Genomic DNA, 23,687 nt, shown 5'->3' with positions numbered 1-23,687 from the left:
CTTCTTATATAATTACACAGTGCAACAGGATGATATCCATGAGAAATCCTTTTAAAATTCCTTTCAACTTTATATCTTCTCCAGCATGAAGTTTTAAAACATCATCACTTTGATTGGACTGCATTTCGCACAATATATATGTTTTATCTGAATCACCTTTTAAAATCAAACTATATTTCCCATCTTGAAATGTAATTTCTTTAATTTCTCCTTCAATCTCAATCGCCTTTTCTATAAAGCTTTCAAGTTTTTGCTCTTTAGTTTGTAACTTTAATAAAAGTTCGTTGGTTGTAAAAGTTTCTTCTGCTTCAATTTTTGTCGTATCTTCTATTCCTTTGTTTACAAAGTTATATACAAAAAATAGACTAATGGTAATTAGTCCTAAAATAAAGATATATTTATAATACTTTTTAAAGTTCATAATAGAGTCAACTTGCGCAGATGATTTTAATTTTGATGATTGAGTAAAAAACCTTTTAATACAATCTCAGCGTTGCAATTATTGATGGTGTAAAAATACTCTTTTCTTCTATTTTGAAATAGGTTAAACTGCTTAAAACGGAAAATAATAACTTAAAAAGGAATATTAAATGCTGAGATTTACGGGTATAATATATCGATGTACTATTTTAGTATCTTAAAAAAGAATTGTTAAGTCGATGAGAAATTATAGAATATATCTTTATACTACAATCAGTTTTGTACTAGTCTATATTTTAATTATTAGTCTAATCGTATCTCCTTTAATCATAAAGGTTAAAAGTACTACCCTACTTCAAAATAACATTAATCTTGCAACACAAGAAATACAACAAGTAAGTGTTATAAGTGGTAACGCTTTGGCAAATAATCTACCAAAAGAAACCATCGTCAATAGCATACAAGAAGCAATTTCTGGAAGTGATAACGAAAGTATTTATCTTACTGTTTTTAATTGGTCTGGAACCATAATAAGTCATCCGGACATCACAAAAGTAAAAACGAAAAACGATCAAAAAAGCAATACCATCTCTAATATAAAAAGTGTTGTCACTGGCGAAGAATTATATCAGCATGTTACAAGTATTGAAAGTTATGACAAAGAAACCTCTGAAGTAATTGCGTTACGACCAATTCCAAGTTCAGATTTAATTATTGCTGCGCATTTAAATATTGAAGATGTACACACTCAAACAAATACATTCAAAGACCAAGTAAGAACGGTATTCTTCATTTTAGGACTCATCTTACTTCTACTTTTACTCATCATTATTAGAGTACTATCAATTTATTACGAACGTATTATTGATCGTAAAACTGCCAAACTTGAAGATGGTGTTTTAAACTTATCTAAATTAAACACTTCGTTAGAAAACTATCAAAAAAGTATCGCTGAACTACAAACCAATACTGAAAAACAAGAAGTTATAGAAAAAAACAAAGAAAAGGAAGAAGATATAAAAGAGATTCCTAAGCAACGTTTACTCACTTACATTAGAAACGAACTAATGCCAATTGCAATCACAGATATCTCATACATTTATGTAGAAAATTCTATATCGTATGTAGTACGAAAAGATGGAAAACGATATACTGCAAATGACAGCTTAGATCAGATATACGCTTCCTTAGACCCAAAATTGTTTTTCAGAGCAAACCGACAAACCATTGTCGCCATTTATGCTATCGATAAAATCATCAAATACGGAAACAGCGCTTTAAAAATTGAAATGCAACCTATCTCTGAAATTGATATTATTATTGGTAAAAACAAAGTTTCTGTCTTTAAAAAGTGGTTAGACATGTAACAAATTTTAAATTAATTAGTTACATAATACTTTGTTAAAGAGCATACTAGTTCTAAGCTTGATTTTTATCTTTACAGAAAGAATATATTGTTACATCAATAACAAAAAAAGTTGTACAACATATCTACATAAAATAGTATCTTAGCACGTTTTGATTAAAATTTAAATGAACATGAGAAAAGAAAAGAATACCAAAGGTTGGAATGAGATAAAAACAAACGATTCTTGGGCACTTTTTAAGATAATGGGAGAATTCGTAAACGGATTCGAAAAAATGAGTCAAATTGGTCCTTGTGTATCAATTTTTGGTTCAGCACGTACAAAGCCTGATAATAAATACTATTTATTAGCTCAAAAAATAGCACATAAAATTGTAGATCACGGCTACGGAGTGATTACTGGCGGTGGACCCGGAATTATGGAAGCTGGAAACAAAGGAGCACATTTAGGAGGCGGAACATCAGTAGGTTTAAATATTGAATTGCCTTTTGAGCAACATGACAATCCATATATTGATTCTGATAAAAACATCAACTTCGACTACTTTTTTGTACGTAAAGTAATGTTTGTAAAGTATTCACAAGGATTTGTAGTAATGCCTGGTGGATTTGGAACTTTAGACGAATTATTTGAAGCGATTACGCTTATCCAAACAAAAAAGATTGACAAATTTCCAATTATCTTGGTAGGAACCGAATTCTGGTCTGGTTTAATGGACTGGGTAAAAGAAATACTATTAGAAAAATTTGGAAACATCAGCGCGCATGATTTAGACCTTATTCACATTGTAGATAATGAAGATGAAGTATTAAATATCTTAGATGAATTCTATAGAAAATACAATCTAAGTCCTAACTTCTAATAGGAAGTTTTGTAGAATAAATTGCACCCGAAAAAGAAAAAATGAAAAGAAAATTAATTATCCTTTGCTTGCTAGGCTTAGGATTACAACAAATACATGCTCAGGAAAATATCAAGACGATGTTTTACAATCTCTTGAATTTTCCTGAACTATCCATTGATCGATTGGATGAATTGGAAGTCATTATTTCCGATTACCAACCTGATTTATTCATGGTTTGTGAACTCAACGATGAATTTGGTGCCGGATTGATTTTGAACAGGCTTCAAATGATCAATCCAAACTATGCGCAAGCTGTTTATTTCAATAATACTTCTGATGATGCTGGAAATGATTCAAACTTACTGCAAAATCTAATCTATTACGATAGTTCTAAATTTATTTTAGAAGGACAAGATATCATTGCTACTACACTTAGAGACTTTAACAGGTATACATTAAAACTCAATACGGTAAATCAAGCAACCAATCCTATTCGTTTAGAAGTGTTTGTAACGCATCTAAAAGCAGGAAATTCTCCTGAAGATGAATTACGTCGTTTTTTAATGGTAGAAGAATTCGTATCCTATCTTTCTACGATTGATGCCAACAGTAAAGTAATACTTGCTGGTGATTTAAACTTATATACGAGTAACGACATTACTTTTCAAAAATTAATTGATCCAACAAATGCCATTCCACTTGTGGATCCAATCAATCGTTTGGGAGATTGGCATACAAACAGTGCTTTTCTTGATGTACTCACACAATCAACACGTACACAAGGTGGTTTAGGTGGCGCTTCAGGCGGATTTGACGACCGTTTTGATTTCATCTTAACGTCTGAAAATGTATTAACTAACTCAGATTTATATTACGTTCCTAACTCATACAAATCGTTTGGAAACAACTTAAATCCAGATTGTTACAATCGTGCTATCAATTCCTCTGATTGTGCAGAAGTACCAGGATCTGGCGTAAGCTATTCGCAAACACTTCGCAATGCTTTACATGACATGAGTGATCATTTGCCTGTAGTCATGGAATTAGAAACGAATGAACAATTACTAAGTACTACTGAATTTGCTAAAATCAGCACATTACAATTCGTAAAAGGAAATATTACTGATTCTCAGTTGGCATTTTTGTTAAATTCTTCTGAGATTGACAATGAATATGTTATATATGATATTTTAGCACGAAAATTAATGTCAGGTAAGACAAAAAATAATGATATTACAAGCGTAGATGTTTCCAGCCTACCAAAAGGCATCTATTACTTGAAAATTAATAATTTCACAGAAACTAAAAAATTTATAAAAAAATAAATTGAATACGATACGCACCCATTTCGGATTTTACATAGCCTTATTTCTGAGCATTTCTGCTTTTGGACAACATAAAAACACGGTAAAAGCTACCTTACATGCTGAAACCAATACAGTAGACATTGTTCAAGAAATTATCTATGTCAACGAAACTGGCAAAACACTCACGGAAATTTATTTAAACGACTGGAATCACGCTTTCTCTGGGAAAAACACACCTTTAGCCAAACGATTTGCTGAAGAATATCACAGGAACTTTCACTTAGCCAGAAAGAAAAAACGTGGAAATACAACAGTTGATCAAATTTCCGCCAATGGAACCAAAATAAATTGGGAACGTCTTGAAGAACAAGTGGATATTATAAAAATAACGCTCAACAAACCATTACAACCCAACGAAAGTATCACATTCAATCTTGACTATAAAGTAAAAATCGCTTATGACGAATTTACACGTTACGGTTTTACAAAAAATGGAGATTATAGCCTTCGTTACTTCTATATGACGCCAGCAGCTTACAATAATGGCTGGAAATTATACAGTAACAAAAATCTTGATGATTTATACACAGAACAAGCTGAGCACAATATTACATTTATCTATCCTGAAAAATTTAAACTCATTTCTACGGCTGATACTGCTGTAGAAGCAGGAAACGGTCAAATTCAACTGACAGCAAACAATGTAAAAGACATTACAGTTCTTTTACGTCAAAATTCAGAATTTAAAACATTTGAAACAGATAAAGTAAGTATTACCACAAATTTAGATGCATATCGACTTGATGAAAAACAACAAGCCATTGCCATTGATAAAGTCGTGCAATTCATTCATGACAAACTAGGAAAATTTCCTAGAAAACACATGATGATCTCTAAAATTGATGACAAAAAAAATCCTGTATACGGATTGGGTCAATTACCATCGTTTATAAGACCTTTTACAGATGACTTTCAATACGAAATGAAAGTTTTAAAAGCTGTTTTAACGAAAAACTTAGAAGAATCGATGTGGATGGACACACGAAAGGAAAAGTGGATTTCTGACGCTTTAGAAACTTATATGCTAATGGTATATGCAGAAACCTTCTATCCAAACATGAAACTTACTGGTGGATTGTCTAAAGTTTGGGGAGTTCGTTCGTATGAATTTGCAAAACTAGATTTCAACGATCAATATCCGTTCTTATTTATGTTGATGGCGCGTAAAAATATTGATCAACCATTAAGTACTTCCAAAGATTCATTGGTTAAATTCAACAACAATATTGCCAACAAATACAAATCTGGTGTTGGTTTAAAATATCTAAAATCATACTTTGATGAAACGGTTATTGATGATTTTGTCAAAGAATTCTATGCCACAAATCGTTTAAAAAAATCATCACGCAAAGATTTTGAAGACTTACTAAAATCCAAAGCACCAAAAGATATCGATTGGTACTTTAAAAACTATGTAGATTCAAGAAAACGAATTGATTACAAAATCAAAAAAGTTCAAAAAACAGACGATTCATTACAAGTTACAATCAAAAATAAATATGATGGCAACTTCCCTATTTCGTTATTTGGACTAAAAAATGATACCGTAGTTTCTAAATATTGGATTACTGATATTGGTGAAAAGAAAACAGTAACCATTCCGCGTGAAGGTGTAGATCGTTTGGTGTTGAATTATGATAAAATTATTCCTGAATTCAACCAAAGAGACAACTGGAAATCATTAAATGGTTTCTTTGCCAATAACAAAAAATTAAAATTCACATTCTTTAAAGATGCTGAAAACCCTCACTACAATCAGATTTTCTTTGTTCCAATTGCGCAGTTCAACTTATATGACGGATTCACGCCAGGAATGCGATTATATAACAAAACTTTCTTAACGAAGCGTTTATTATACGATTTAAAACCATCTTACGGATTGCGTTCTAAACAATTAGTAGGTTCTGGAAGTGTATCGTATCGTCATGATATTGAAAGTCCAGGAAACTTATATTTTGTTCGCTTTACTATGGGCGGAAACTACTTTAACTACGAACAAGACTTAGCATACACGCGTTTAGTTCCTAAAGTAACTTTTGGTTTTAGAGATCCTGATTTCAGATCCAACCATAAAGAATTTTTAGATTTTAGATATGTAATTGTACAACGTGAACAATCACCAAACATTACACTCGATAATGAACCAAATTATAGTGTTTTCAATGCTCGCTATGTATATTCAAATCCAGATCCAATTCGTCATTTAACGTGGTTTACAGACTTCCAATTGGCAAAACGTTTTTCTAAAGTATCATTCAACTTAAACTATAGAAAACTATTCCAAGATAACCGTCAATTAAACGTACGTTTCTTCTTTGGTAAGTTCTTATTCAATGATACAAATTCAGACTTTTTCAGTTTTGCATTAGATAGACCTACAGATTATTTATTTGACTACAACTATTATGGACGATCAGAAGATACAGGTTTATTCAGTCAGCAATTAATTGTCGCTGAAGGAGGATTCAAATCAAAACTAGAAAATCCTTTTTCTAACGATTGGATTGGTACAGCAAATGCTAGTTACAGTATTTGGCGTTGGATTGAAGGCTACGGAGATGTTGGGTTCTTAAAAAACAATAGTGTTAATACACGATTTGTCTACGACTCTGGAATTCGTCTAAATTTAGTTCCAGATTATTTCGAATTGTACATTCCTGTATATTCAAACAATGGTTGGGAAATTGCACAACCTGGATTTGATCAACGCATTCGATTCATTGTTACATTAAGTCCAAAAACATTGACAAAACTGTTTACAAGAAAATGGTTTTAGTCTTTTAAGCGTTAAAAAATACGTTTCGTTTAACAATAAAATATTAACATGAAAGCATTCGTAGTAATTGCTCTTTTCATTTCTTCAATAGCAATAGGTCAAACTAAAGTTGACTTAAACAATTCAAAAGAAACATTAATTGGCGAATGGAAATTTGTAAAAGTAATTGACCAAGCTGGCAATGAGATTAAACAAATAAAGCGCGATCTAAAGGTTCCTAATCATGAACCAATCACTATAAATGCAAGTGGACCAGATATTATTGTAAAAGCAGATGGAACTTATACTAAAATTTTTACTCCCAAAAACTCAGATACTGGAAATTGGTATATAAAATCAAAAAATGAAATTTTATATCAAATGGTGATTCCTATCAATTCAAGACAAGGAAGAATGATTGTTAAAACTCAAGAAATATTTCCTGATACAAAGTGGAAAAAAGACGGAAAAGGAAATTTTCTTGACGGTTCTATCAACACAATCACAGAATTATCAAAAACTACCATGAAAGTAGTTTATGAAAAAGATTACATATTGGTCTACAAAAAAGTATTAAACTAGTTAAACACACAAAAATATTTACTTGATTTTAGTTGAAAAATCGGTCAAAATTCCACTCATAAGATATTAAACAATTATCAGCAAAAAAGTTATTTTCCCTCTTAAATTGAATAAATCGCATTAAAAACCCTATTTCATTAAATTATTCACACTTTTTTAAGAGAGTGCTCTATTGTAAATTCGCCTCCTTTTTTGTACTTTTGCAACACTTCAATCCAAGAAAACTATGCAAGCAAAAGTTGAAAACACACAAGATATTTCATTCGATCAATTCAAAGAAGAAATCATTCAAGATTATACAACAGCTGTAATCAGTCGCGAATGTAGCCTTCTAGGTCGTAGAGAAGTATTGACGGGAAAAGCCAAGTTTGGTATTTTCGGAGACGGAAAAGAAGTTCCGCAATTAGCCTTAGCCAAAGCATTTCAAAATGGTGATTTTAGATCAGGTTATTACCGTGATCAAACTTTTATGATGGCAATTGGCGAATTAAATATTCAACAATTCTTTGCTGGATTATATGCACATACTGATATTGATGTAGAACCTATGTCAGCTGGAAGACAAATGGGTGGACATTTTGCCACACATAGTTTGGATAAAAATGGTGAGTGGAAAAACTTAACTAAACAAAAGAATTCTAGTGCAGACATCTCTCCTACTGCTGGGCAAATGCCTCGCTTGTTAGGATTGGCACAAGCATCCAAAATATATAGACACGTTGACGGAATTGACACTGAAAAATTCTCTGAAAACGGAAATGAAATTGCTTGGGGAACTATTGGAAATGCCAGTACGAGCGAAGGATTATTTTTTGAAACAATCAACGCAGCTGGTGTATTACAAGTTCCTATGGTAATGAGCGTTTGGGATGATGAATACGGAATCTCAGTACATGCAAAGCACCAAACAACAAAAGAAAATATTTCAGAAATCTTAAAAGGTTTTCAACGTACAGAAACCGAAAATGGTTATGAAATCTTTACGGTAAATGGTTGGGATTATCCTTCATTAATTGCAACATATCAAAAAGCTTCTGATATTGCTCGTGCTGAACATGTTCCTGTGTTAATTCATGTACAACAAGTTACTCAACCACAAGGACATTCAACATCTGGTTCTCATGAACGTTATAAAAGTAAAGATCGTTTAGCTTGGGAAGCTGAATATGATTGTAATGCGCAAATGCGTACATGGATGCTTGAAAACGGTATTGAAACTGAAGAAAACTTAGTTGCTTTAGAAAAAGATATCAAAAAGCAAGTTCGTGATGGTAAAAAAGCTGCTTGGAAAGCGTTTGTAGCGCCAATGAAGGAAGAACAAGCCGAAGCTGTACATTTATTAGAAAACCTAGCACAATCAAGCCCTAACAAAGTATTCATCAATAAAATCAAAGAAGAATTAGCTGCCATTGCAGAACCTATTCGTAAAGAAATTGCAGGATTTACACGTAAAGCCTTGCGTTTGGTTATTGGTGAAGCTTCCGCTGAAAAGCAAGCCTTGAGCAATTGGATTAAAACATATTTTGAAAAAATTCAACCAAAATACAGTTCTCATTTATACAGTGAGTCTGCAAAAAGTGTACATCACATCGCACCAACTGCACCAGCTTACGGAGATGCTTCCGAAGAAGTAGATGCACGTATTGTACTAAGAGACAACTTTGATGCGATCTTTTCAAAATATCCAGAAGCATTAATCTTTGGAGAAGATGCTGGAGAAATTGGAGATGTAAACCAAGGTTTAGAAGGAATGCAAGAGAAATACGGAAAACTACGTGTTTCAGATACAGGAATTCGTGAAGCTACCATTCTAGGACAAGGAATTGGAATGGCGATGCGTGGATTGCGACCAATTGCAGAAATTCAATATTTAGATTACTTATTGTATGCTTTACAAATCATGAGTGATGATTTAGCAACCTTACAATATAGAACCAAAGGAACACAAAAAGCACCAGTAATCATCAGAACGCGTGGACATCGTTTGGAAGGAATATGGCATTCTGGTTCGCCAATGGGAGCAATTATCAATACCATTAGAGGAATTCATGTATTGGTTCCAAGAAATATGACTAAAGCCGCAGGTTTTTATAATACATTATTAGAAAGTGACGAACCAGCCTTAGTAGTAGAATGTTTAAATGGATATCGTTTAAAAGAACAATTACCAACAAACTTAGGTGAATTTAAAACACAAATTGGAGTTGTAGAAACCATCAAAGAAGGAACTGATATCACGGTTGTTTCATACGGTTCTACTCTACGTATCATAGAACAAGCTGCTAAAGAATTACAAGCAGTTGGTATCGATATTGAAATCATTGACTGTCAGTCATTATTACCTTTCGATAAAAATCATGATACAGTAAAAAGTGTACAAAAGACAAATCGTTTGTTAGTGATTGATGAAGATGTGCCAGGTGGCGCTTCAGCATTTATTTTACAACATATTGTAGATGAACAAAATGGTTATCAATATTTAGATAGTAAACCACAAACGCTAACAGCAAAAGCACACAGACCAGCATATGGAACTGATGGAGATTACTTCTCTAAGCCTTCTGTTGAAGATGTATTTGAGAAAATATACGCAATGATGCACGAAGCAAATCCTGCAGACTATCCGCAGTTGTTCTAAGTGCAATCACACAGAAATATACAAAACGCCAACTTCTATAAAGTTTGGCGTTTTTTTGTATAAAGCATATACATTTACGTTATATTTGAGTAACCTTCATAATTAAAAGACAAATACACACAATGCTTGTATTTTGGTATTGTACTGCAAGTAACAAATGAGATTCATCAGACTAAAAAACATTTCAGATAATTATTTTCAGAAAGCTTGGGCGCTTTATGAAGATGCTTTTCCTTTAGAAGAGCGAAGATTGTTAGATGAACAATCTTACATTTTTCAAAATGACAGGTATCATTTTGATATTTTAATAGACAAGGATCAATTTTTAGGATTTATCCTATGGTGGGATTTTAAAACATATAGATACATAGATCACTTTGCAACACCTGTGAAACAAAGGAATAAAGGTATTGGAAAGTTTATTTTAAATAATTTTATTGAGAGAAATGACAAGTCGATTATATTGGAAGTCGAATTGCCTACTTCTAGGATTAATGAACGTAGAATAAAATTTTACCAAAGATTAGGCTTTCAACTAAATCAACATCATTATGAAATTCCTCCTCTCAAAGAAAATCAATCTCCTTTGCAATTATTAATAATGTCATATCCAAGTCTTATCACAAACAAAGATGTTGAACATTTCGTGGAGAAATATCATCCTGTTATTTTTAAAAATAAATAATCTATTTCTGAGCTTTTCAAGAAAAACAAATAGAAAATAAAAGCTAGCTGCTAATAATGAATATAAGTTATATAAAACCTTATATCTCTCACTCTCATTAAATTCAATCAGATATTTTAAGAAACTTGCCAATACAGATTCTTATATTTTACAACTGCCAAAATTAAAATAACCATAATGATTATATTTGGTACTGTATAAAATGTAGAAAAAATACAGTGAATGAACTAAGAGCCATAAGAAAATACTATAAACCGATTCAACCAACTGTTTCATCTAACGATAACGAAATAAGTTATCAAGAAATCCAACCAAATAAAGAAATAGAAAACTTTGTTTACTGTTTTTGGCAACTTAAAACACTGAAAGTTTTAAAAAGCGATTATAATTATCGAGTGGTTTCTGACGGTTGTATCGACATATTTTTTGAACACAAAAAACCGATTAAAAGCTTTGTGATGGGATTTTGTAGAAAGTTCGTGCAGTTCCCCATCGAAAAGGAATTTGATTATATAGGCATTCGATTTTTGCCTTCTGCATTTTCACACTTGTTCAGAGTTGATGCCAAAACTTTAAGTAATCAATCACAAGAACTGAATATGGTTTTACCTAATTTTTCTGACTGGATTAATTCCAACATAAAACCTACGGATTCATTAGAAAATATTGCGAAAATTTTGGACAAAAAAATTATTGATTTTTCAAAAAATCAAAATATCAAATATGACTCGCGTTTTTTAGATTCACTAAACTTGATTTTCAAAAAGAATGGATATTTGGACACTGAAAAAGAACTCAATACTGGTTTAAGTCCAAGACAATTGCGTAGGATTTTCAATTTTTATATTGGTACAACTGCAAAATCCTTTAGTAATGTTGTACGCTTTCAACATATTCTTAATGCAAAACCTTCAAAACAGAGTCTCAAAGAGAATAAACTATACTTTGATGTCGGTTTTTTTGATCAAGCACATTTCATTAAGAATTTTAAAATATTTTACGGTATAACACCTTCAGATGCCTTTCGTTAAGTTTGTCCGATTTTTACAATTCCTCGTTTTCTTATCAATCTAAATTTGTTGTAACAAAATCATTTACAATGAAAACATTATTATTAACTGTATTTGTTCTAACACTAAGTTGGACAAATGCACAAACAACAAACAAAATGAAGCTTAACACGGGAATAATCACTGAGAAATTACAGGAAACTAAGAAATTCTACACAGAAGTATTGGACTTTGGAGTAAGTTTTGAAAACGAATTTTATCTATTGCTACACACACCAAATAAATCTTCTGAAATCAGCTTTTTACAACCAAATCATCCTTCACAAAAACCCATTTTTCAATCGGCATTTAATGGAAAAGGCGTTTACATAACTATTGAGGTTGAAAACGTTGATAAAGTTTACAAACAATTAAAAGAAAAAGCAATCCGAATAGAAATTGAAATCCGAGATGAACCTTGGGGAGATAGGCATTTTGCAATCAAAGATCCAAACGGAATTGGAATTGATATTGTAACTTATACAAAACCTGAATAATAAAACACTATACACAACACTAACACTCAGTAAAAAACATAAGGTGATTTGATGTCTGTTCGAAAGATTTGAGCTAATTGATTAGTTCATTAAAACTAAAATTTGGCATTTCAAAATGTAAGATAGGCACAAAACATTATATTTGGGTGCTAATTACAATAAGAAGAAATACGAATAGGAAGAAATACAAATAGGAATGGATTACCATCCAGAGAAATTTAAAACAGTTACTGTTCCTAACAATCATTATAGTTAATACGAGGTTTGGTGCTTTTTACAAAGTTCATCAAACCTTTTGATGTGGTTTAGTAATAATTTAAAATGTAGTGATCATTCATTATCCTACATTTCTTATACTCAAGGTTAGTAGTAATTAAATAAAATGACAGATAAAATCGAACAATTTTTCAGGAACAATAATCTAAGTGAAGAATCTATTTCTATAATTTGTGATTATTGGAATACCGAAGTAGTAATTCGTAAAAAAGAGTATTTACTTAGAAAAAATCAAACCGAAAATTACCTTTATTTTATTGTTTCTGGTTGTGTAGCATTATTAGTTGAAAGCGAAAACAAGAATTCAGTCATAGGATTTGGTTATGAAAATTCAATAATTACGTCATTCATTTCATTTTCCACTGAAACTCCATCGGAATTATCTCTTTTTGGTGCGTTAGAATCAAAAGTTTTAAAAATATCTAAAACAGATTTAAATACACTAATGGAGCGTTATCCTGAAATTGCTAAGTGGTATTATGAAACCATTGAAAAAACATTAATCGGACATCTAAAACGTCAAATAGAATTAACGACACTATCTCCAAAAGACAGGTATAAATTATTCATAGAAAGGAGCGGACATTTAGTAAACTCAATACCGTTAAAATATATTTCATCCTATCTAAACATGACACCTGAAACACTTAGCAGAGTTAGAGCTTCATTTTCTTGATTTTAATCAAGGAAACCTATCTTAATTACATTCAACTTTGTAAATAAAAAAGATGAAACTAAAACAAGGACAAACTGCACCGAACTTTGAAGTATTAGATATTCAGGGAAACAAAATAAACTTGAACAAACTATCAAACCATAAAATACTACTTACCTTCTTTAGATATGCCGAATGTGCATTATGCAATTTGAGAATTTCAGAAATAAAAAACGAATCTCAAAGGCTAAAGATGCTAGACATCAAACTGATAGCCGTTTTCCAAAGTAGTAAAGATAGTTTGATTAAAAATGTACAAAATGAGCATGCATTTGATTTTACAATTATCGCAGACCCTAATCGAGAATTATATGACTTATACCAAGTAAAACCTTCTTGGATAAAATTAATAAGAACAACCACTTGGAAAGGTGTAAATAGTATAATTAAAGCATCTAAAAAAGGATATAAACCAGGCGGAAAAGTGGAAGGTAAATTTCATCAAATACCTGCTGATTTTTTGATCAATCAAGATAAAAAAATTGAAATTGCGTACTATGGTAGTAGTGTTATTGACCATATTTCTATTGAAAAATTATTGAAGTCTACCACCAATACCATATAAAGTTAATTGCAAACATTAGCTTACTTATTAAAATTCTATCAGATTTTCTGATTGATTAGTATTTACTAAATTGCTTCTTTAAAACATACAATTACACATAACTCATATGAAAAACACCATCAAATCGCCCTAAGTATGCTTGTTATTATTAATACTAAAAAGAGGTTATCTTAGAATCCAATAATGAAAACTAAATCAAGAATAACAGCGATACTAGAAGCAAACACACTTCCTACAGAAATTACTGGTTTCCCTACGTTTCAGTTGTCTGGACTAAACTTCGTACCAAATCTTAATTTTCAATTCCCAACTAACGTAAGATTGGGGCAAATGGTAGAAAAAATTGTAGCTGAATTTATCAAATCATCTACTAATTTCAATCTGCTACATGAAAACATTCAAATCATAAAAGATAAAAATACCATTGGAGAACTTGATTTCATTCTTGAAAATGTTGCTACAAAACAAGTAATTCATTTAGAGTTGGCATATAAATTCTATTTGTATGATCCGTCTATTTCTGAAGAAACGATCAGCAATTGGATTGGTCCAAACAGAAAAGATTCTCTCATTGAAAAACTGGACAAACTCAAGCAAAAACAGTTTCCGCTACTCTATCACGATGCTACCAAAACAATGCTTCCTGAAATTGAAATTAGCAAAGTTTCTCAAAAATCGTGTTTACTGGCTTCTTTATTTGTTCCGTACAGCTCACAAATCCGTTTTCAAGAGAATTACCAAAAGGCAATCAAAGGATATTATATTGGTTTTAAAACCTTTAAAAGTCTTCATCATTCTGAAAAAACATACTATATACCTTCAAAAAAAGAATGGGGAATTCATCCTTCCTTAAACGAAAATTGGACAGCTTTTGATTCAGTAGTAACAGAAATTCGTAGAAAACTAGCGGAAAACCATGCGCCTTTGTGCTGGCAAAAGCATGGAAATTCATACGAGCAATTTTTTGTTGTTTGGTGGTAAATTAATGCTCCAAATGTTTTGTAATTTTTGAACTCATCGGTTTGGTAATAGAATAGTAATAATCGATCAAATTTCCGTTTGTATCAATCAAATACTTTTGAAAATTCCAGCGTACTTTAGAATTTTTCCTTCCATTATGAGCTTTTGTTGTCAACCAAGTATACAAAGAATGTTGTTCTTTACCTTTTACCGCTAATTTTTCTGTGAGTAAAAAAGTAACTCCAAAATTCAGTTCGCAAAATTCTTGAATCTCTGAAGAATTTCCTGGCTCTTGCTTACCAAATTGATTGCAAGGACAACCAATAACTACCAAATTTTCTTTATATGTATCACTTAATAGCTGCAATTCTTTGTATTGTTTCGTGAATCCACATTTGGAAGCCACATTGACAAAAAGAATCTTCTTTCCTTTAAATGCTACTAAAGAAATCGGTTTTCCAGTCAAATCATTAATTTCAATGTCATACAATGAATACGCTTCAGCTTCTTTAGAAACATTAGAAGTTAACTTAGCTTTATTTACTACTTTCATGTTGGCTCTTAAATTAAACTATGTGTAAAAATAATCATTTTGTTTAACTTTTTCACAAAACATGTAAACAAAAAATATTTAATATTTCGACCAATGGAAAATTCGACAAAGTTTACATTCGTTGAGTGAAAAAGATGTCAATTAAACGTTCAAATTATACTAAAGAAGGGCTCAAATCGTATCGTGAGTCGATAAACACAGTGAAAAACTGAAAAAGTTTAGTAGATTTGAATGTAATCAAAGTGTAACCTACGAATGTTTCCAAATTTCAATTTGTATAGTATGCCATTATTAATTCTTGTCATTCAAGGATTAATCTTAATTGGTTTATTGTTGAAACGTTACGTTGAAAAGAAAAACGCTTCTGATGGAATTCTTGTCATCTTACTACTAATTACTTGTTATGAGCAAACCTGTTATACGGTAGGTTTTATGGGTTGGTATGATACATTTCGTGCTACAAAAATCAATTATTTTTTAATTTCTGTAGGAACAGCAATTGCTCCGTTAATTTTTTTTTATGTAAAATCAATCACGGAATCAAACTTTAAATTTAGAAAAAAATATTGGTGGCATTTTACTATTCCTATTCTGCTTGTTGTCTATCGATTAACCATTTTTACATATGATGCATTACAACCTGGTTTTAATGAAACACAAAATGGTGTTTTAAAAATTGCGGTAGACGAAACGGAAATCGCACAAGCTATTTTTAAAATTTTAGACTTTTCCGTGATGTTACTCTATTTGGCATTTACTCTTCAACTTTTTATAAATTATAGACAAAAAATAAAGCAATACTTTTCAAATGTATTCAAGCTTGAGCTGAATTGGATTCGAAACTTTCTCATTGTGTTTAGTCTGTTATTTTTGTACAGTTCTATTCAAACTTTAGTCGGAGATTTATTTATGGAACTAGACTATAAAGAACGTTGGGGATTGAATTTAGCTATGGGAATTTGTACTATTTACGTTGGATTGAAAGGATATTTTACCGACACTACTAAATTAAACAAACTAGATTTTAGTTTTTCTCCACGACATATCTCAATTCCTGAAAATACAAAAGAAGTTAAAAAAGAAATTCCCGAAGTAGCCATAGAGGCAATTGCGGCTTTAATGCAACGTGAAAAACCATACTTAAATCCAGATTTAAATTTATCAGAACTTGCCAAGCAAGCCAATGTAACGCGTGGACAACTTTCTGAGATCATTAATAGTGGTTTTCAAATGAATTTTAATGATTTTGTGAATTCATATCGCGTCAATGCCTTCAAAAGTATGCTGAAAGCAGGGAAACACGAACAACTTTCTTTACTCGGAATTGCCTATGAATGCGGATTCAACAGTAAAGCCACCTTCAACAGAGTCTTTAAAAAACTTACAAGCTTCTCTCCTACGCAATATTTACAATCGTTGGCAGGTTGATTTGGTTATTTGTCTTTTTACCTATTTGTATATTTTAAAATTTACTTTACTAAAAGCACGCCTAGCATGTCTAACCCATATGATTCCAAAGTCTAAGTTTTTGTTTACGATATATCTAATATATATTAGGGAATCAAAATTCAAAGACCACCAAAATCTATACACATTAGTACGCAAACTGGTATTGAAAACATTAAAAAATCCTTTGGATGATTTTGACTTTGAGTAAGAAAATTGTAGTTTTAAAAATAACTAAATTCTTAAAATGAAATAGGTTTGGTTATAGTAGAAATAACAGGAATTCCTGTTATACATACGTTAGGCAAAATTTGAATGCAACCCAATGAAAGTTACTGAATCTGAGTTCGAGCAATTATTTGAGGAAAATCAACCCAAGCTAAAATCGTTTATTTACAGACTTGTTACAAATACTGAAGATGTTGAAGATTTAAGTCAAGAAACATTTATCAAAGCCTACAAAAATCTACATAAATTTAAAGGCGATTCAACTTTTAAAACTTGGCTATTTGCCATAGCAAACAACTTAATAAAAGACCATTTCAGGGCACAAAAAAGGTGGACGAGAAATGCTCAAAATAATTGCAGTCAATCCATAAAAAACTCATCAGAACTGCAAGAACAAGTGATGAACGTCTATTTTAAAAATACCTTTGAAATAAAAAACCACATTGATTACTGCTTTACTTGCGTGATGAAATATCTTCCTTTGGAACGTCACATAGCAGTTATGCTTGCAGATATTTATGATTTTAAAATTGCTGAAATTGCTGTGATAATGGGTAAATCTGTTGGAAGTATAAAACATTTGTTGTTTAAAGGACGAAAGACAATGAAAGAAGTTTTTGCAGAAGATTGTACGCTCATTCACAAAACAGGAGCTTGTTGGAAATGTTCAGAGTTAAGTAACACAGGTAATTCAAAGGCTGAAACACAAAGAAAGATTGCAACATTAGAATTGACCAAAGAAAAAAACAAAGACGCCACAAAACTATATAAAATAAGGACTGCCTTGATAAAAGGAATTGACCCTTTGAAAAGTAGTAATTTCCAATTGCACGATTTTCTATTAAATCAAACCAACACTGCCAACGGAAAGACCTACCCTAAAATTGATAAAGCCTGCAAAGATTTATAAAATTTCATTTATTACAACCGTTTTTGTTTGTTCCATCGTCTAAAGAATAAATAGTATAAACAAAAACACAAACAGATGAAAAAATTTATGGTATTTATTTACCCGCAAGGAGAATCGATTTTTAATCTTTCAAAAGAAAATCAACAAAAGCACATCCAAAAAGTTGGAGCGTATTTAGGTAATCTAAAACAAGATAATATTTTATTGGATGCTCAACCGTTACAACCTGCTGGAACTCTACTTATCGGTAACAAAACAAATCTTTCAACAGATGCAATTGGTAAAACTGACATTGCAGGGTTTTATATGCTTCAATCAGAGAATAAGGAAACTTTAATTAACGTATTAAAACAAGACCCGCGTTTTGAGGACGCCAGTTGGAAACTCGAAATTAGAGAAGTATTAGAAATGATGTAAAAATATAATTCCCAATTAAGATGTCGAACACAAATTATTTTAAAGAATTGCAAATAGCTGTTTCACCCAATGTTGTTTTTAAAGTCATAACTACCGAAATTGACAAATGGTGGACAGTCCATTCTAATGTAGCTAATAAACTGAACGATAGGCTCACTGTACGATTTGGAGAGACCACAGTAAAAGAAATGCTAATTACAGAACTTGAAGAAAACCAAAACCTCACTTGGAAAGTAACAAAAGCATTCATAGACATTAAAGAACTCTCTAAAAAAGATGAATGGGTTAACACCGAAATAAAATGGACAATCAAGGCTACGGATAAAGGAAGTCAAATAAATTTTGTTCATATAGGACTAACCTCAGAATTCGAATGTTATAATGCTTGTAAAGGTGGTTGGAACTTTTTCTTAAACAGTTTAAAGCAATACCTTGAAACAGGGAAAGGAAATCCTTATATACCTGAATAAAAACTTTGCCTAACAACGTGTATAAGTAATAGCGGTTTGGGTGTAAACTCAAACCGTTTTACATTTTTATTAAGTATATTGCTAACCGAAAGTACTAGTATATAAATCTGCCACTACTCATACACAAGACCGTTGTGCATAATATGAAAATCAAGCTAATTCCATACATTATTCTATTAATTTTTCTTAATTCCTGTGCTGAAAAATCAGTTTGCGAAAAATTTAAGAAAGGAGATTTTTATGAAACTGTGCTCGGGAATGAAAATATTAATAAAAAAATCACTCGAATTAATAATTCTGAAATCTCTCTTATTGTAAAGAGAAACGGAGAAAAGGTTGAATCAACTAAAGACTATAAAATAATACAATGGATTAACGAATGTGACTACATTTTAAAAATTGATGAGTCGAAAATGGAAATGGACGAATCTATGCGAGAAATAAATCGGAACGGAGGAATCCTTTGTGAATTTGAGTATGAATATGATAACTACTTGCATTATAAATGTACGAGCAAATTGGACAATTACGAATCTAGCTGGAATCAAAAAATAAGGACTGAATAAATACTATGCACAACACCGTGTATAATTAATTGCTAGTTATAGCCTACTTGCGAAAGTCCTAGCAGATTTTCTATTCGGTTTGTATTTACTATATCAGTTACTTAAGCAACGTAACAAACTCTATACAAGCATGTTAAACTTCTCACAAAGACGTATCAAACATATCGTCTAATATTTCTAATAGCACAAAGTAGTCTAAAAAAACCGTCTCAAATCGTAAAATAAGCCGTTTGCACACGTTTTAAGTCGTGTAACCACGTTTCATGTCGCAAATTTGTATCAAAACAAAATGATATAAAATTTAAACTCATGAAAACAATTATCGCATTCTTTATTTCAATCGCAATTTCATCATTCGCACAAGCACAACAAAAAGTAAGTATTTCTGACTTTGAAAGTTTACACAACACAAACTGGACAGGCGAAATCATGTATATAAATTATAGCGACAATAAAGAAGTTACTTTACCTACTACCTTACATATTCAAACAAAAAACAACAAAATAGTTTTTAACATAAACTACACTACAGAACAAAGTGCTAACAGTAAAAACACACTCAAAATTAAAAAAGATGGAATTTATTTAGGTAATGAAAAAATAATTCGTGTTCAAAAATCTGCGGATGGAAGCACAGAAATTGAAACGATGTACGAAGGACAAGACAATAATAAAGAGGCAACAATCTACAATACGTATTTTTTTAATGATACACAGCTTTCTATGAAAAAGGAAGTAGTATTTAAAGATACTTCAGAAAAATTTGTACGTAATAAATACACGTATAAAAAGTCATAGAAGCATAAGCTTTTAAAGCATCAAAAAAGAAGACGCAAATACAATTGTAGACCTGTTTAAAACAACAACCAAATCATGATAAGAAAAGAGGCTTTTAACGCCTCTTTTTTATTTTTTTCAAAAAAAAATTAAACCATTGCGCAAGTTTTTAGTCAAAATATCATCTTACATTAAAAATAATAATCAATTTGCCTATTGGAGAGATACTACTTTATAAATTTAAAACACCTAAGCCTTATGAAAAAGTACGTATTTCTATTTTCGATTTTATTGTTCTCTTGTGCTGCTGATGAAGAAGTATATACAGAAATCCCTGATGAAAACATAGACACTCCTGCTGATCCTGTTGATACAGATGTAAACGGAGTTGATATGTCTACTTACTTTTCAATCAATTTTGAAAGTCTGCCAAATTATAGCAATCCAGATTATCCAATACATTATATAAATTCTGTAGCCGATAATAATGAACCCGCAAATAATCAAGCTACTGATGATGGTGCAATTTTGGGAAGAATCCTGTTTTTTGATAAACAATTAAGTATTAATGATGCGGTTTCATGTGCAAGTTGCCATCAACAAGGAATTGCATTTACAGATAATAACCAATTTAGTACTGGTTTTGATGGTGTAAATGTGACTGGTGCACATTCGATGCGATTATTAAATGCGCGTTTTTATGAAGACGGATCGTTTTTTTGGGACAAACGTGCAGCCACCTTAGAAGCACAAACTACTGAACCAATTATCAACAGTGTTGAAATGGGATTTGATGATAGCAACGGCGGTTTGGCTGCGCTAATTACCAAAATGAACACAATTGAATACTATCCTGCATTGTTTGAAATGGTTTTTGGAGATGAAACAATTACACAAGGAAGAATTCAACAAGCATTAGCACAATACATTCGTTGCATGGTTTCTACTGATAGTAGATTTGATGAAGCATTTGCGCAAAACTATAATCCAAACGCGCCTGGAAATGGTATCGGAGCAGATTTTCCACAATTTACAGCAGAAGAAAATTTAGGGAAACAAATATTTACAACCAATCAAGGCGGAATTAATTGTTCAGGTTGTCACCAAATACCAACATTTGCTTTAAACGATAATTCAAGAAGTATTGGTTTAGATGCTGGAGAAACTAGAGTTTTTAAAGCTCCTTCACTTAAAAATATTGCCACTTCTGCACAATTCATGCATGATGGTCGTTTTACAAGTCTAGAAGAAGTTGTTGAATTTTACAATTCAGGAATCCAGCTTGGTCCTTCTTTAGACAATCGATTAATGCAAAACGGACAACCTAGACGAATGAACTTAACACAAGCTGAAAAAGATGCACTAGTAGCCTTTTTACGAACGCTTACGGACGAAACTATCGTTAATGATACTAAGTTTTCTGATCCGTTCATCCAATAAAATATAGTAATCCACCTTCAGCCTCGAATATTTCTTAAAAAGCCTGTTTTTATAAGCGGGCTTTTTATATTTTTGATTGAAAAATCAACCGTATGAAACCAATTGATGTAGTTATACTAACCGACAAACGCTATACAAACCCTGTAGAACGTAACGAATACATAGATAATGTTTTATTAGAAGATCAATTGGTAAAAAATGCACTCGAAAAAGAAGGTTTACAAGTATTAAAACTTGCTTGGGACGATCCTGATTTTGATTGGAGTACTACAAAATATGCACTTTTTAGAACTACTTGGGATTATTTTGATCGTTTTACTGAATTCTCTAATTGGTTAGCAGATGTCAGTAATAAAACAACATTATTGAATTCTTCCAAAATGATTCACTGGAATATAGACAAACACTACTTACAAGATTTAGAAAAAGAAAATGTTGCTATTGTTCCAACATACTTTATTGAAAAAGGTGACACACGTTCTTTAATGGAGTTACATGAAACTTTATCTTGGAAGCAAACCGTATTAAAACCTTGTATTTCTGGTGCAGCAAGACATACATACAAATTGAATCCGCAGAACATTCACAAACACGAAATTCTATATAAAAATTTAATTTCTGATGAAGCCATGATGTTGCAACCTTTTATGGAGCAAATCGTGACCAAAGGAGAAATTTCATTAGTAGTAATTAACGGAAAATATACGCATGCAATTCTAAAAAAAGCAAAAAAAGGTGATTTTAGAGTACAAGATGATTTCGGCGGAAGCGTACATGAATATCATCCTTCACAAAAAGAAATCGAATTTGCAGAAAAAGCAGTCAATGCATGTATAGAATTGCCAATATATGCGCGTGTTGACATTATTTGGGATAATGAGGACCAACTAGCAATTTCTGAATTAGAACTCATAGAACCTGAATTATGGTTTAGATACAACAATGACGCTGCAACACAATTAGCAAAAGCAATTAAACAATTGCATTAGCGTACAATTTCAAATCGCGAACCTACAACGTCTTCTATCAATTTTCCTTTTACAATTGATTGTGTATACACATGCTTTACATCTGTAAAGTCAAAATAATAATCAACGGTTCCTGTTCCAGCTTTATCGACTTTCTTAGTTGAATTGTCTATGCCTGCACCTATATATTTAATTGTTTTTTTAGGATACTTTTCTTTTAAAAACTTCTCTTCCGCATCCAATCCTTTTTTGTGAGCTCCTCTAAATCCGGCTGTTCTTTTATTTTTTTCATAATCAGCTACCGAAAAACGTTCTGCTAGAATATGTATCATATTAATTTGAAATAAATCTGAAGGTAAATCTACCATATCACTGGCATCTACTTTTCCAGAAGCAAAACTGTCCATAAAAAGTGTGTCTGACTTCGCAATCAATCTAAATTTCACTATTTGTGCATTTTGAACAGCACTTTCCATTACCTTTTCATATTGTCCGTTGGCAACATCTGAAGCTTTACGTTTTGTAATATTTCCACTAGCATCCATATCAAATTTCATACTCGAACTATTAATTTTCTTGAGAAATTTGTTTCGTAAATCAGCGGTTGCACCTTCAAGAGCGAATTTTGCCTGCACAACATTACTTTTTGTTTGTGTAGTTCTTGCTGTATTTTGCGTGTTTGAACTTGTAGATTTGTATTTAGCGACCGATTCACCTTTAACGGCTTTCTTCCCAAAAGAATCTGCTTCACTTTCTAAATTATTACTATCATTAATACGTATTCCTTTTTGTAAAACTTTGGTCGATTGGACAACTCCAGCACGTTGTTGCGCTACATGTGTAAACTCATGCCCTATTAGATTTTTACCTTTTGATGAATTCGGATTAAACTCGCCTGGAGCAAAATGTACATGTTCTTCTTGTGTGTATGCGCGCGCATTCATTTGAACAGCTTGTTGAGAATTGGTATGAATAGAAACATTTGAAAAATCTTGTCCTAAAGATTTTTCCATGTTTGACTGCAATCCTTTAGGTAACTTTTTAGACGATTTACTTGAAGATAAAGGTTTCGTAAAACTATTATCATCTGCTCTTGATCTTACAAATGATTTGTTCGCTTTACGCTGTACAATAGTATTCGTTTTTTCTTTGGATTTATGTTGCTGCTTCACTTTCATTTTCTGATTTTTAA

The 23,687-nt window shown here is 31.6% G+C and carries 23 protein-coding genes; 20 read left to right on the top strand and 3 right to left on the bottom strand.

The annotated features are described in order from the left end of the window. Positions 1 to 4: 4 nt before the first annotated feature. On the bottom strand, positions 5 to 421 hold the full coding sequence (locus tag ACOQOS_RS02065) for an OB-fold protein (protein WP_420573300.1): 417 nt from the start codon (positions 419 to 421) through the stop codon (positions 5 to 7). A 238-nt stretch (positions 422 to 659) separates the two neighbouring features. Here ACOQOS_RS02065 and ACOQOS_RS02060 point away from each other — a divergent pair, with 238 nt between their 5' ends. From ACOQOS_RS02060 to ACOQOS_RS02005, 12 genes are all read left to right on the top strand, one after another. Then, on the top strand, positions 660 to 1,787 hold the full coding sequence (locus tag ACOQOS_RS02060; RefSeq protein ID WP_420573299.1) for a LytR/AlgR family response regulator transcription factor: 1,128 nt from the start codon (positions 660 to 662) through the stop codon (positions 1,785 to 1,787). A 172-nt stretch (positions 1,788 to 1,959) separates the two neighbouring features. Then, entirely contained in the window at positions 1,960 to 2,649 is a 690-nt protein-coding gene (locus ACOQOS_RS02055) for a TIGR00730 family Rossman fold protein (protein ID WP_420573298.1), read from the top strand. Positions 2,650 to 2,690: 41 nt separating this feature from the next. Further along, positions 2,691 to 3,956 carry a T9SS type A sorting domain-containing protein gene (locus ACOQOS_RS02050; RefSeq protein ID WP_420573297.1) on the top strand — a complete coding sequence of 422 codons (1,266 nt, stop codon included), beginning with the start codon at positions 2,691 to 2,693 and terminating at the stop codon, positions 3,954 to 3,956. A 1-nt stretch (position 3,957) separates the two neighbouring features. Then, a complete protein-coding gene (locus tag ACOQOS_RS02045; protein WP_420573296.1) occupies positions 3,958 to 6,774 on the top strand; it encodes a metalloprotease in 2,817 nt (938 codons plus the stop codon). Positions 6,775 to 6,822: 48 nt separating this feature from the next. Continuing rightward, positions 6,823 to 7,335: a hypothetical protein gene (locus ACOQOS_RS02040; protein ID WP_420573295.1), complete on the top strand. Its 513-nt coding sequence runs from the start codon at positions 6,823 to 6,825 to the stop codon at positions 7,333 to 7,335. 226 nt (positions 7,336 to 7,561) lie between these two features. Further along, the gene (locus tag ACOQOS_RS02035; protein WP_420573294.1) at positions 7,562 to 9,973 is read left to right on the top strand and encodes an alpha-ketoacid dehydrogenase subunit alpha/beta; all 2,412 of its coding nucleotides are present in this window, start codon (positions 7,562 to 7,564) and stop codon (positions 9,971 to 9,973) included. Positions 9,974 to 10,130: 157 nt separating this feature from the next. After that, on the top strand, positions 10,131 to 10,658 hold the full coding sequence (locus ACOQOS_RS02030; protein WP_420573293.1) for a GNAT family N-acetyltransferase: 528 nt from the start codon (positions 10,131 to 10,133) through the stop codon (positions 10,656 to 10,658). Positions 10,659 to 10,876: 218 nt separating this feature from the next. After that, positions 10,877 to 11,689: an AraC family transcriptional regulator gene (locus tag ACOQOS_RS02025; protein ID WP_420573292.1), complete on the top strand. Its 813-nt coding sequence runs from the start codon at positions 10,877 to 10,879 to the stop codon at positions 11,687 to 11,689. A 137-nt stretch (positions 11,690 to 11,826) separates the two neighbouring features. Beyond that, a complete protein-coding gene (locus ACOQOS_RS02020; protein WP_420575120.1) occupies positions 11,827 to 12,204 on the top strand; it encodes a VOC family protein in 378 nt (125 codons plus the stop codon). Positions 12,205 to 12,586: 382 nt separating this feature from the next. After that, positions 12,587 to 13,156, top strand: a complete 570-nt coding sequence (locus tag ACOQOS_RS02015) for a Crp/Fnr family transcriptional regulator (RefSeq protein WP_420573291.1) — start codon at positions 12,587 to 12,589, stop codon at positions 13,154 to 13,156. A gap of 52 nt (positions 13,157 to 13,208) precedes the next feature. Next, positions 13,209 to 13,760, top strand: coding sequence for a peroxiredoxin-like family protein (locus ACOQOS_RS02010; RefSeq protein WP_420573290.1), 552 nt, complete (start codon positions 13,209 to 13,211; stop codon positions 13,758 to 13,760). 183 nt (positions 13,761 to 13,943) lie between these two features. Next, positions 13,944 to 14,741: a DUF1853 family protein gene (locus tag ACOQOS_RS02005; protein ID WP_420573289.1), complete on the top strand. Its 798-nt coding sequence runs from the start codon at positions 13,944 to 13,946 to the stop codon at positions 14,739 to 14,741. A gap of 1 nt (position 14,742) precedes the next feature. On the opposite strand, the gene ACOQOS_RS02000 is transcribed toward ACOQOS_RS02005, so the two are convergent. Next, complete coding sequence (locus ACOQOS_RS02000) at positions 14,743 to 15,273, bottom strand: glutathione peroxidase (protein ID WP_420573288.1); 531 nt, start codon at positions 15,271 to 15,273, stop codon at positions 14,743 to 14,745. Positions 15,274 to 15,555: 282 nt separating this feature from the next. On the opposite strand from ACOQOS_RS02000, the gene ACOQOS_RS01995 reads away from it, so the two are divergent. The 8 genes from ACOQOS_RS01995 (at position 15,556) to ACOQOS_RS01960 (ending at position 22,516) form a co-directional block, all read left to right on the top strand. Beyond that, positions 15,556 to 16,701 carry a helix-turn-helix domain-containing protein gene (locus tag ACOQOS_RS01995; RefSeq protein ID WP_420573287.1) on the top strand — a complete coding sequence of 382 codons (1,146 nt, stop codon included), beginning with the start codon at positions 15,556 to 15,558 and terminating at the stop codon, positions 16,699 to 16,701. A gap of 343 nt (positions 16,702 to 17,044) precedes the next feature. Continuing rightward, positions 17,045 to 17,857, top strand: a complete 813-nt coding sequence (locus tag ACOQOS_RS01990; protein ID WP_420573286.1) for an RNA polymerase sigma factor — start codon at positions 17,045 to 17,047, stop codon at positions 17,855 to 17,857. Positions 17,858 to 17,932: 75 nt separating this feature from the next. Further along, positions 17,933 to 18,274 carry a YciI family protein gene (locus tag ACOQOS_RS01985; RefSeq protein ID WP_420573285.1) on the top strand — a complete coding sequence of 114 codons (342 nt, stop codon included), beginning with the start codon at positions 17,933 to 17,935 and terminating at the stop codon, positions 18,272 to 18,274. Positions 18,275 to 18,294: 20 nt separating this feature from the next. Continuing rightward, positions 18,295 to 18,744 (top strand): SRPBCC family protein, encoded by a 450-nt coding sequence (locus tag ACOQOS_RS01980; RefSeq protein WP_420573284.1) that lies wholly within the window; start codon positions 18,295 to 18,297, stop codon positions 18,742 to 18,744. A 143-nt stretch (positions 18,745 to 18,887) separates the two neighbouring features. Then, on the top strand, positions 18,888 to 19,310 hold the full coding sequence (locus tag ACOQOS_RS01975; protein WP_420573283.1) for a hypothetical protein: 423 nt from the start codon (positions 18,888 to 18,890) through the stop codon (positions 19,308 to 19,310). Positions 19,311 to 19,619: 309 nt separating this feature from the next. Next, positions 19,620 to 20,108: a hypothetical protein gene (locus ACOQOS_RS01970; RefSeq protein ID WP_420573282.1), complete on the top strand. Its 489-nt coding sequence runs from the start codon at positions 19,620 to 19,622 to the stop codon at positions 20,106 to 20,108. 237 nt (positions 20,109 to 20,345) lie between these two features. Further along, positions 20,346 to 21,527, top strand: coding sequence for a cytochrome-c peroxidase (locus ACOQOS_RS01965; RefSeq protein ID WP_420573281.1), 1,182 nt, complete (start codon positions 20,346 to 20,348; stop codon positions 21,525 to 21,527). Between the two features lie 92 nt (positions 21,528 to 21,619). Next, positions 21,620 to 22,516, top strand: coding sequence for an ATP-grasp domain-containing protein (locus tag ACOQOS_RS01960; protein ID WP_420573280.1), 897 nt, complete (start codon positions 21,620 to 21,622; stop codon positions 22,514 to 22,516). On the opposite strand, the gene ACOQOS_RS01955 is transcribed toward ACOQOS_RS01960, so the two are convergent. Further along, positions 22,513 to 23,673: a DUF4157 domain-containing protein gene (locus ACOQOS_RS01955; RefSeq protein ID WP_420573279.1), complete on the bottom strand. Its 1,161-nt coding sequence runs from the start codon at positions 23,671 to 23,673 to the stop codon at positions 22,513 to 22,515. The genes ACOQOS_RS01960 and ACOQOS_RS01955 overlap by 4 nt on opposite strands. Positions 23,674 to 23,687 lie beyond the last annotated feature (14 nt).

This window comes from Kordia sp., from assembly GCF_965224175.1.
Classification (GTDB): Bacteria; Bacteroidota; Bacteroidia; order Flavobacteriales; family Flavobacteriaceae; genus Kordia.
The sequence above is the reverse complement of the archived record's forward strand: the minus strand, read 5'-3'. Positions and strand labels throughout refer to the sequence as shown.

Coding starts and splice junctions, on each gene's coding strand:
- ACOQOS_RS02065 (WP_420573300.1), bottom strand. CDS start 421: ATGAACTTTAAAAAGTATTATAAATATATCTTTATTTTAGGACTAATT.
- ACOQOS_RS02060 (WP_420573299.1), top strand. CDS start 660: ATGAGAAATTATAGAATATATCTTTATACTACAATCAGTTTTGTACTA.
- ACOQOS_RS02055 (WP_420573298.1), top strand. CDS start 1,960: ATGAGAAAAGAAAAGAATACCAAAGGTTGGAATGAGATAAAAACAAAC.
- ACOQOS_RS02050 (WP_420573297.1), top strand. CDS start 2,691: ATGAAAAGAAAATTAATTATCCTTTGCTTGCTAGGCTTAGGATTACAA.
- ACOQOS_RS02040 (WP_420573295.1), top strand. CDS start 6,823: ATGAAAGCATTCGTAGTAATTGCTCTTTTCATTTCTTCAATAGCAATA.
- ACOQOS_RS02035 (WP_420573294.1), top strand. CDS start 7,562: ATGCAAGCAAAAGTTGAAAACACACAAGATATTTCATTCGATCAATTC.
- ACOQOS_RS02030 (WP_420573293.1), top strand. CDS start 10,131: ATGAGATTCATCAGACTAAAAAACATTTCAGATAATTATTTTCAGAAA.
- ACOQOS_RS02020 (WP_420575120.1), top strand. CDS start 11,827: ATGAAGCTTAACACGGGAATAATCACTGAGAAATTACAGGAAACTAAG.
- ACOQOS_RS02015 (WP_420573291.1), top strand. CDS start 12,587: ATGACAGATAAAATCGAACAATTTTTCAGGAACAATAATCTAAGTGAA.
- ACOQOS_RS02010 (WP_420573290.1), top strand. CDS start 13,209: ATGAAACTAAAACAAGGACAAACTGCACCGAACTTTGAAGTATTAGAT.
- ACOQOS_RS02005 (WP_420573289.1), top strand. CDS start 13,944: ATGAAAACTAAATCAAGAATAACAGCGATACTAGAAGCAAACACACTT.
- ACOQOS_RS02000 (WP_420573288.1), bottom strand. CDS start 15,273: ATGAAAGTAGTAAATAAAGCTAAGTTAACTTCTAATGTTTCTAAAGAA.
- ACOQOS_RS01995 (WP_420573287.1), top strand. CDS start 15,556: ATGCCATTATTAATTCTTGTCATTCAAGGATTAATCTTAATTGGTTTA.
- ACOQOS_RS01990 (WP_420573286.1), top strand. CDS start 17,045: ATGAAAGTTACTGAATCTGAGTTCGAGCAATTATTTGAGGAAAATCAA.
- ACOQOS_RS01985 (WP_420573285.1), top strand. CDS start 17,933: ATGAAAAAATTTATGGTATTTATTTACCCGCAAGGAGAATCGATTTTT.
- ACOQOS_RS01980 (WP_420573284.1), top strand. CDS start 18,295: ATGTCGAACACAAATTATTTTAAAGAATTGCAAATAGCTGTTTCACCC.
- ACOQOS_RS01975 (WP_420573283.1), top strand. CDS start 18,888: ATGAAAATCAAGCTAATTCCATACATTATTCTATTAATTTTTCTTAAT.
- ACOQOS_RS01970 (WP_420573282.1), top strand. CDS start 19,620: ATGAAAACAATTATCGCATTCTTTATTTCAATCGCAATTTCATCATTC.
- ACOQOS_RS01965 (WP_420573281.1), top strand. CDS start 20,346: ATGAAAAAGTACGTATTTCTATTTTCGATTTTATTGTTCTCTTGTGCT.
- ACOQOS_RS01960 (WP_420573280.1), top strand. CDS start 21,620: ATGAAACCAATTGATGTAGTTATACTAACCGACAAACGCTATACAAAC.
- ACOQOS_RS01955 (WP_420573279.1), bottom strand. CDS start 23,673: ATGAAAGTGAAGCAGCAACATAAATCCAAAGAAAAAACGAATACTATT.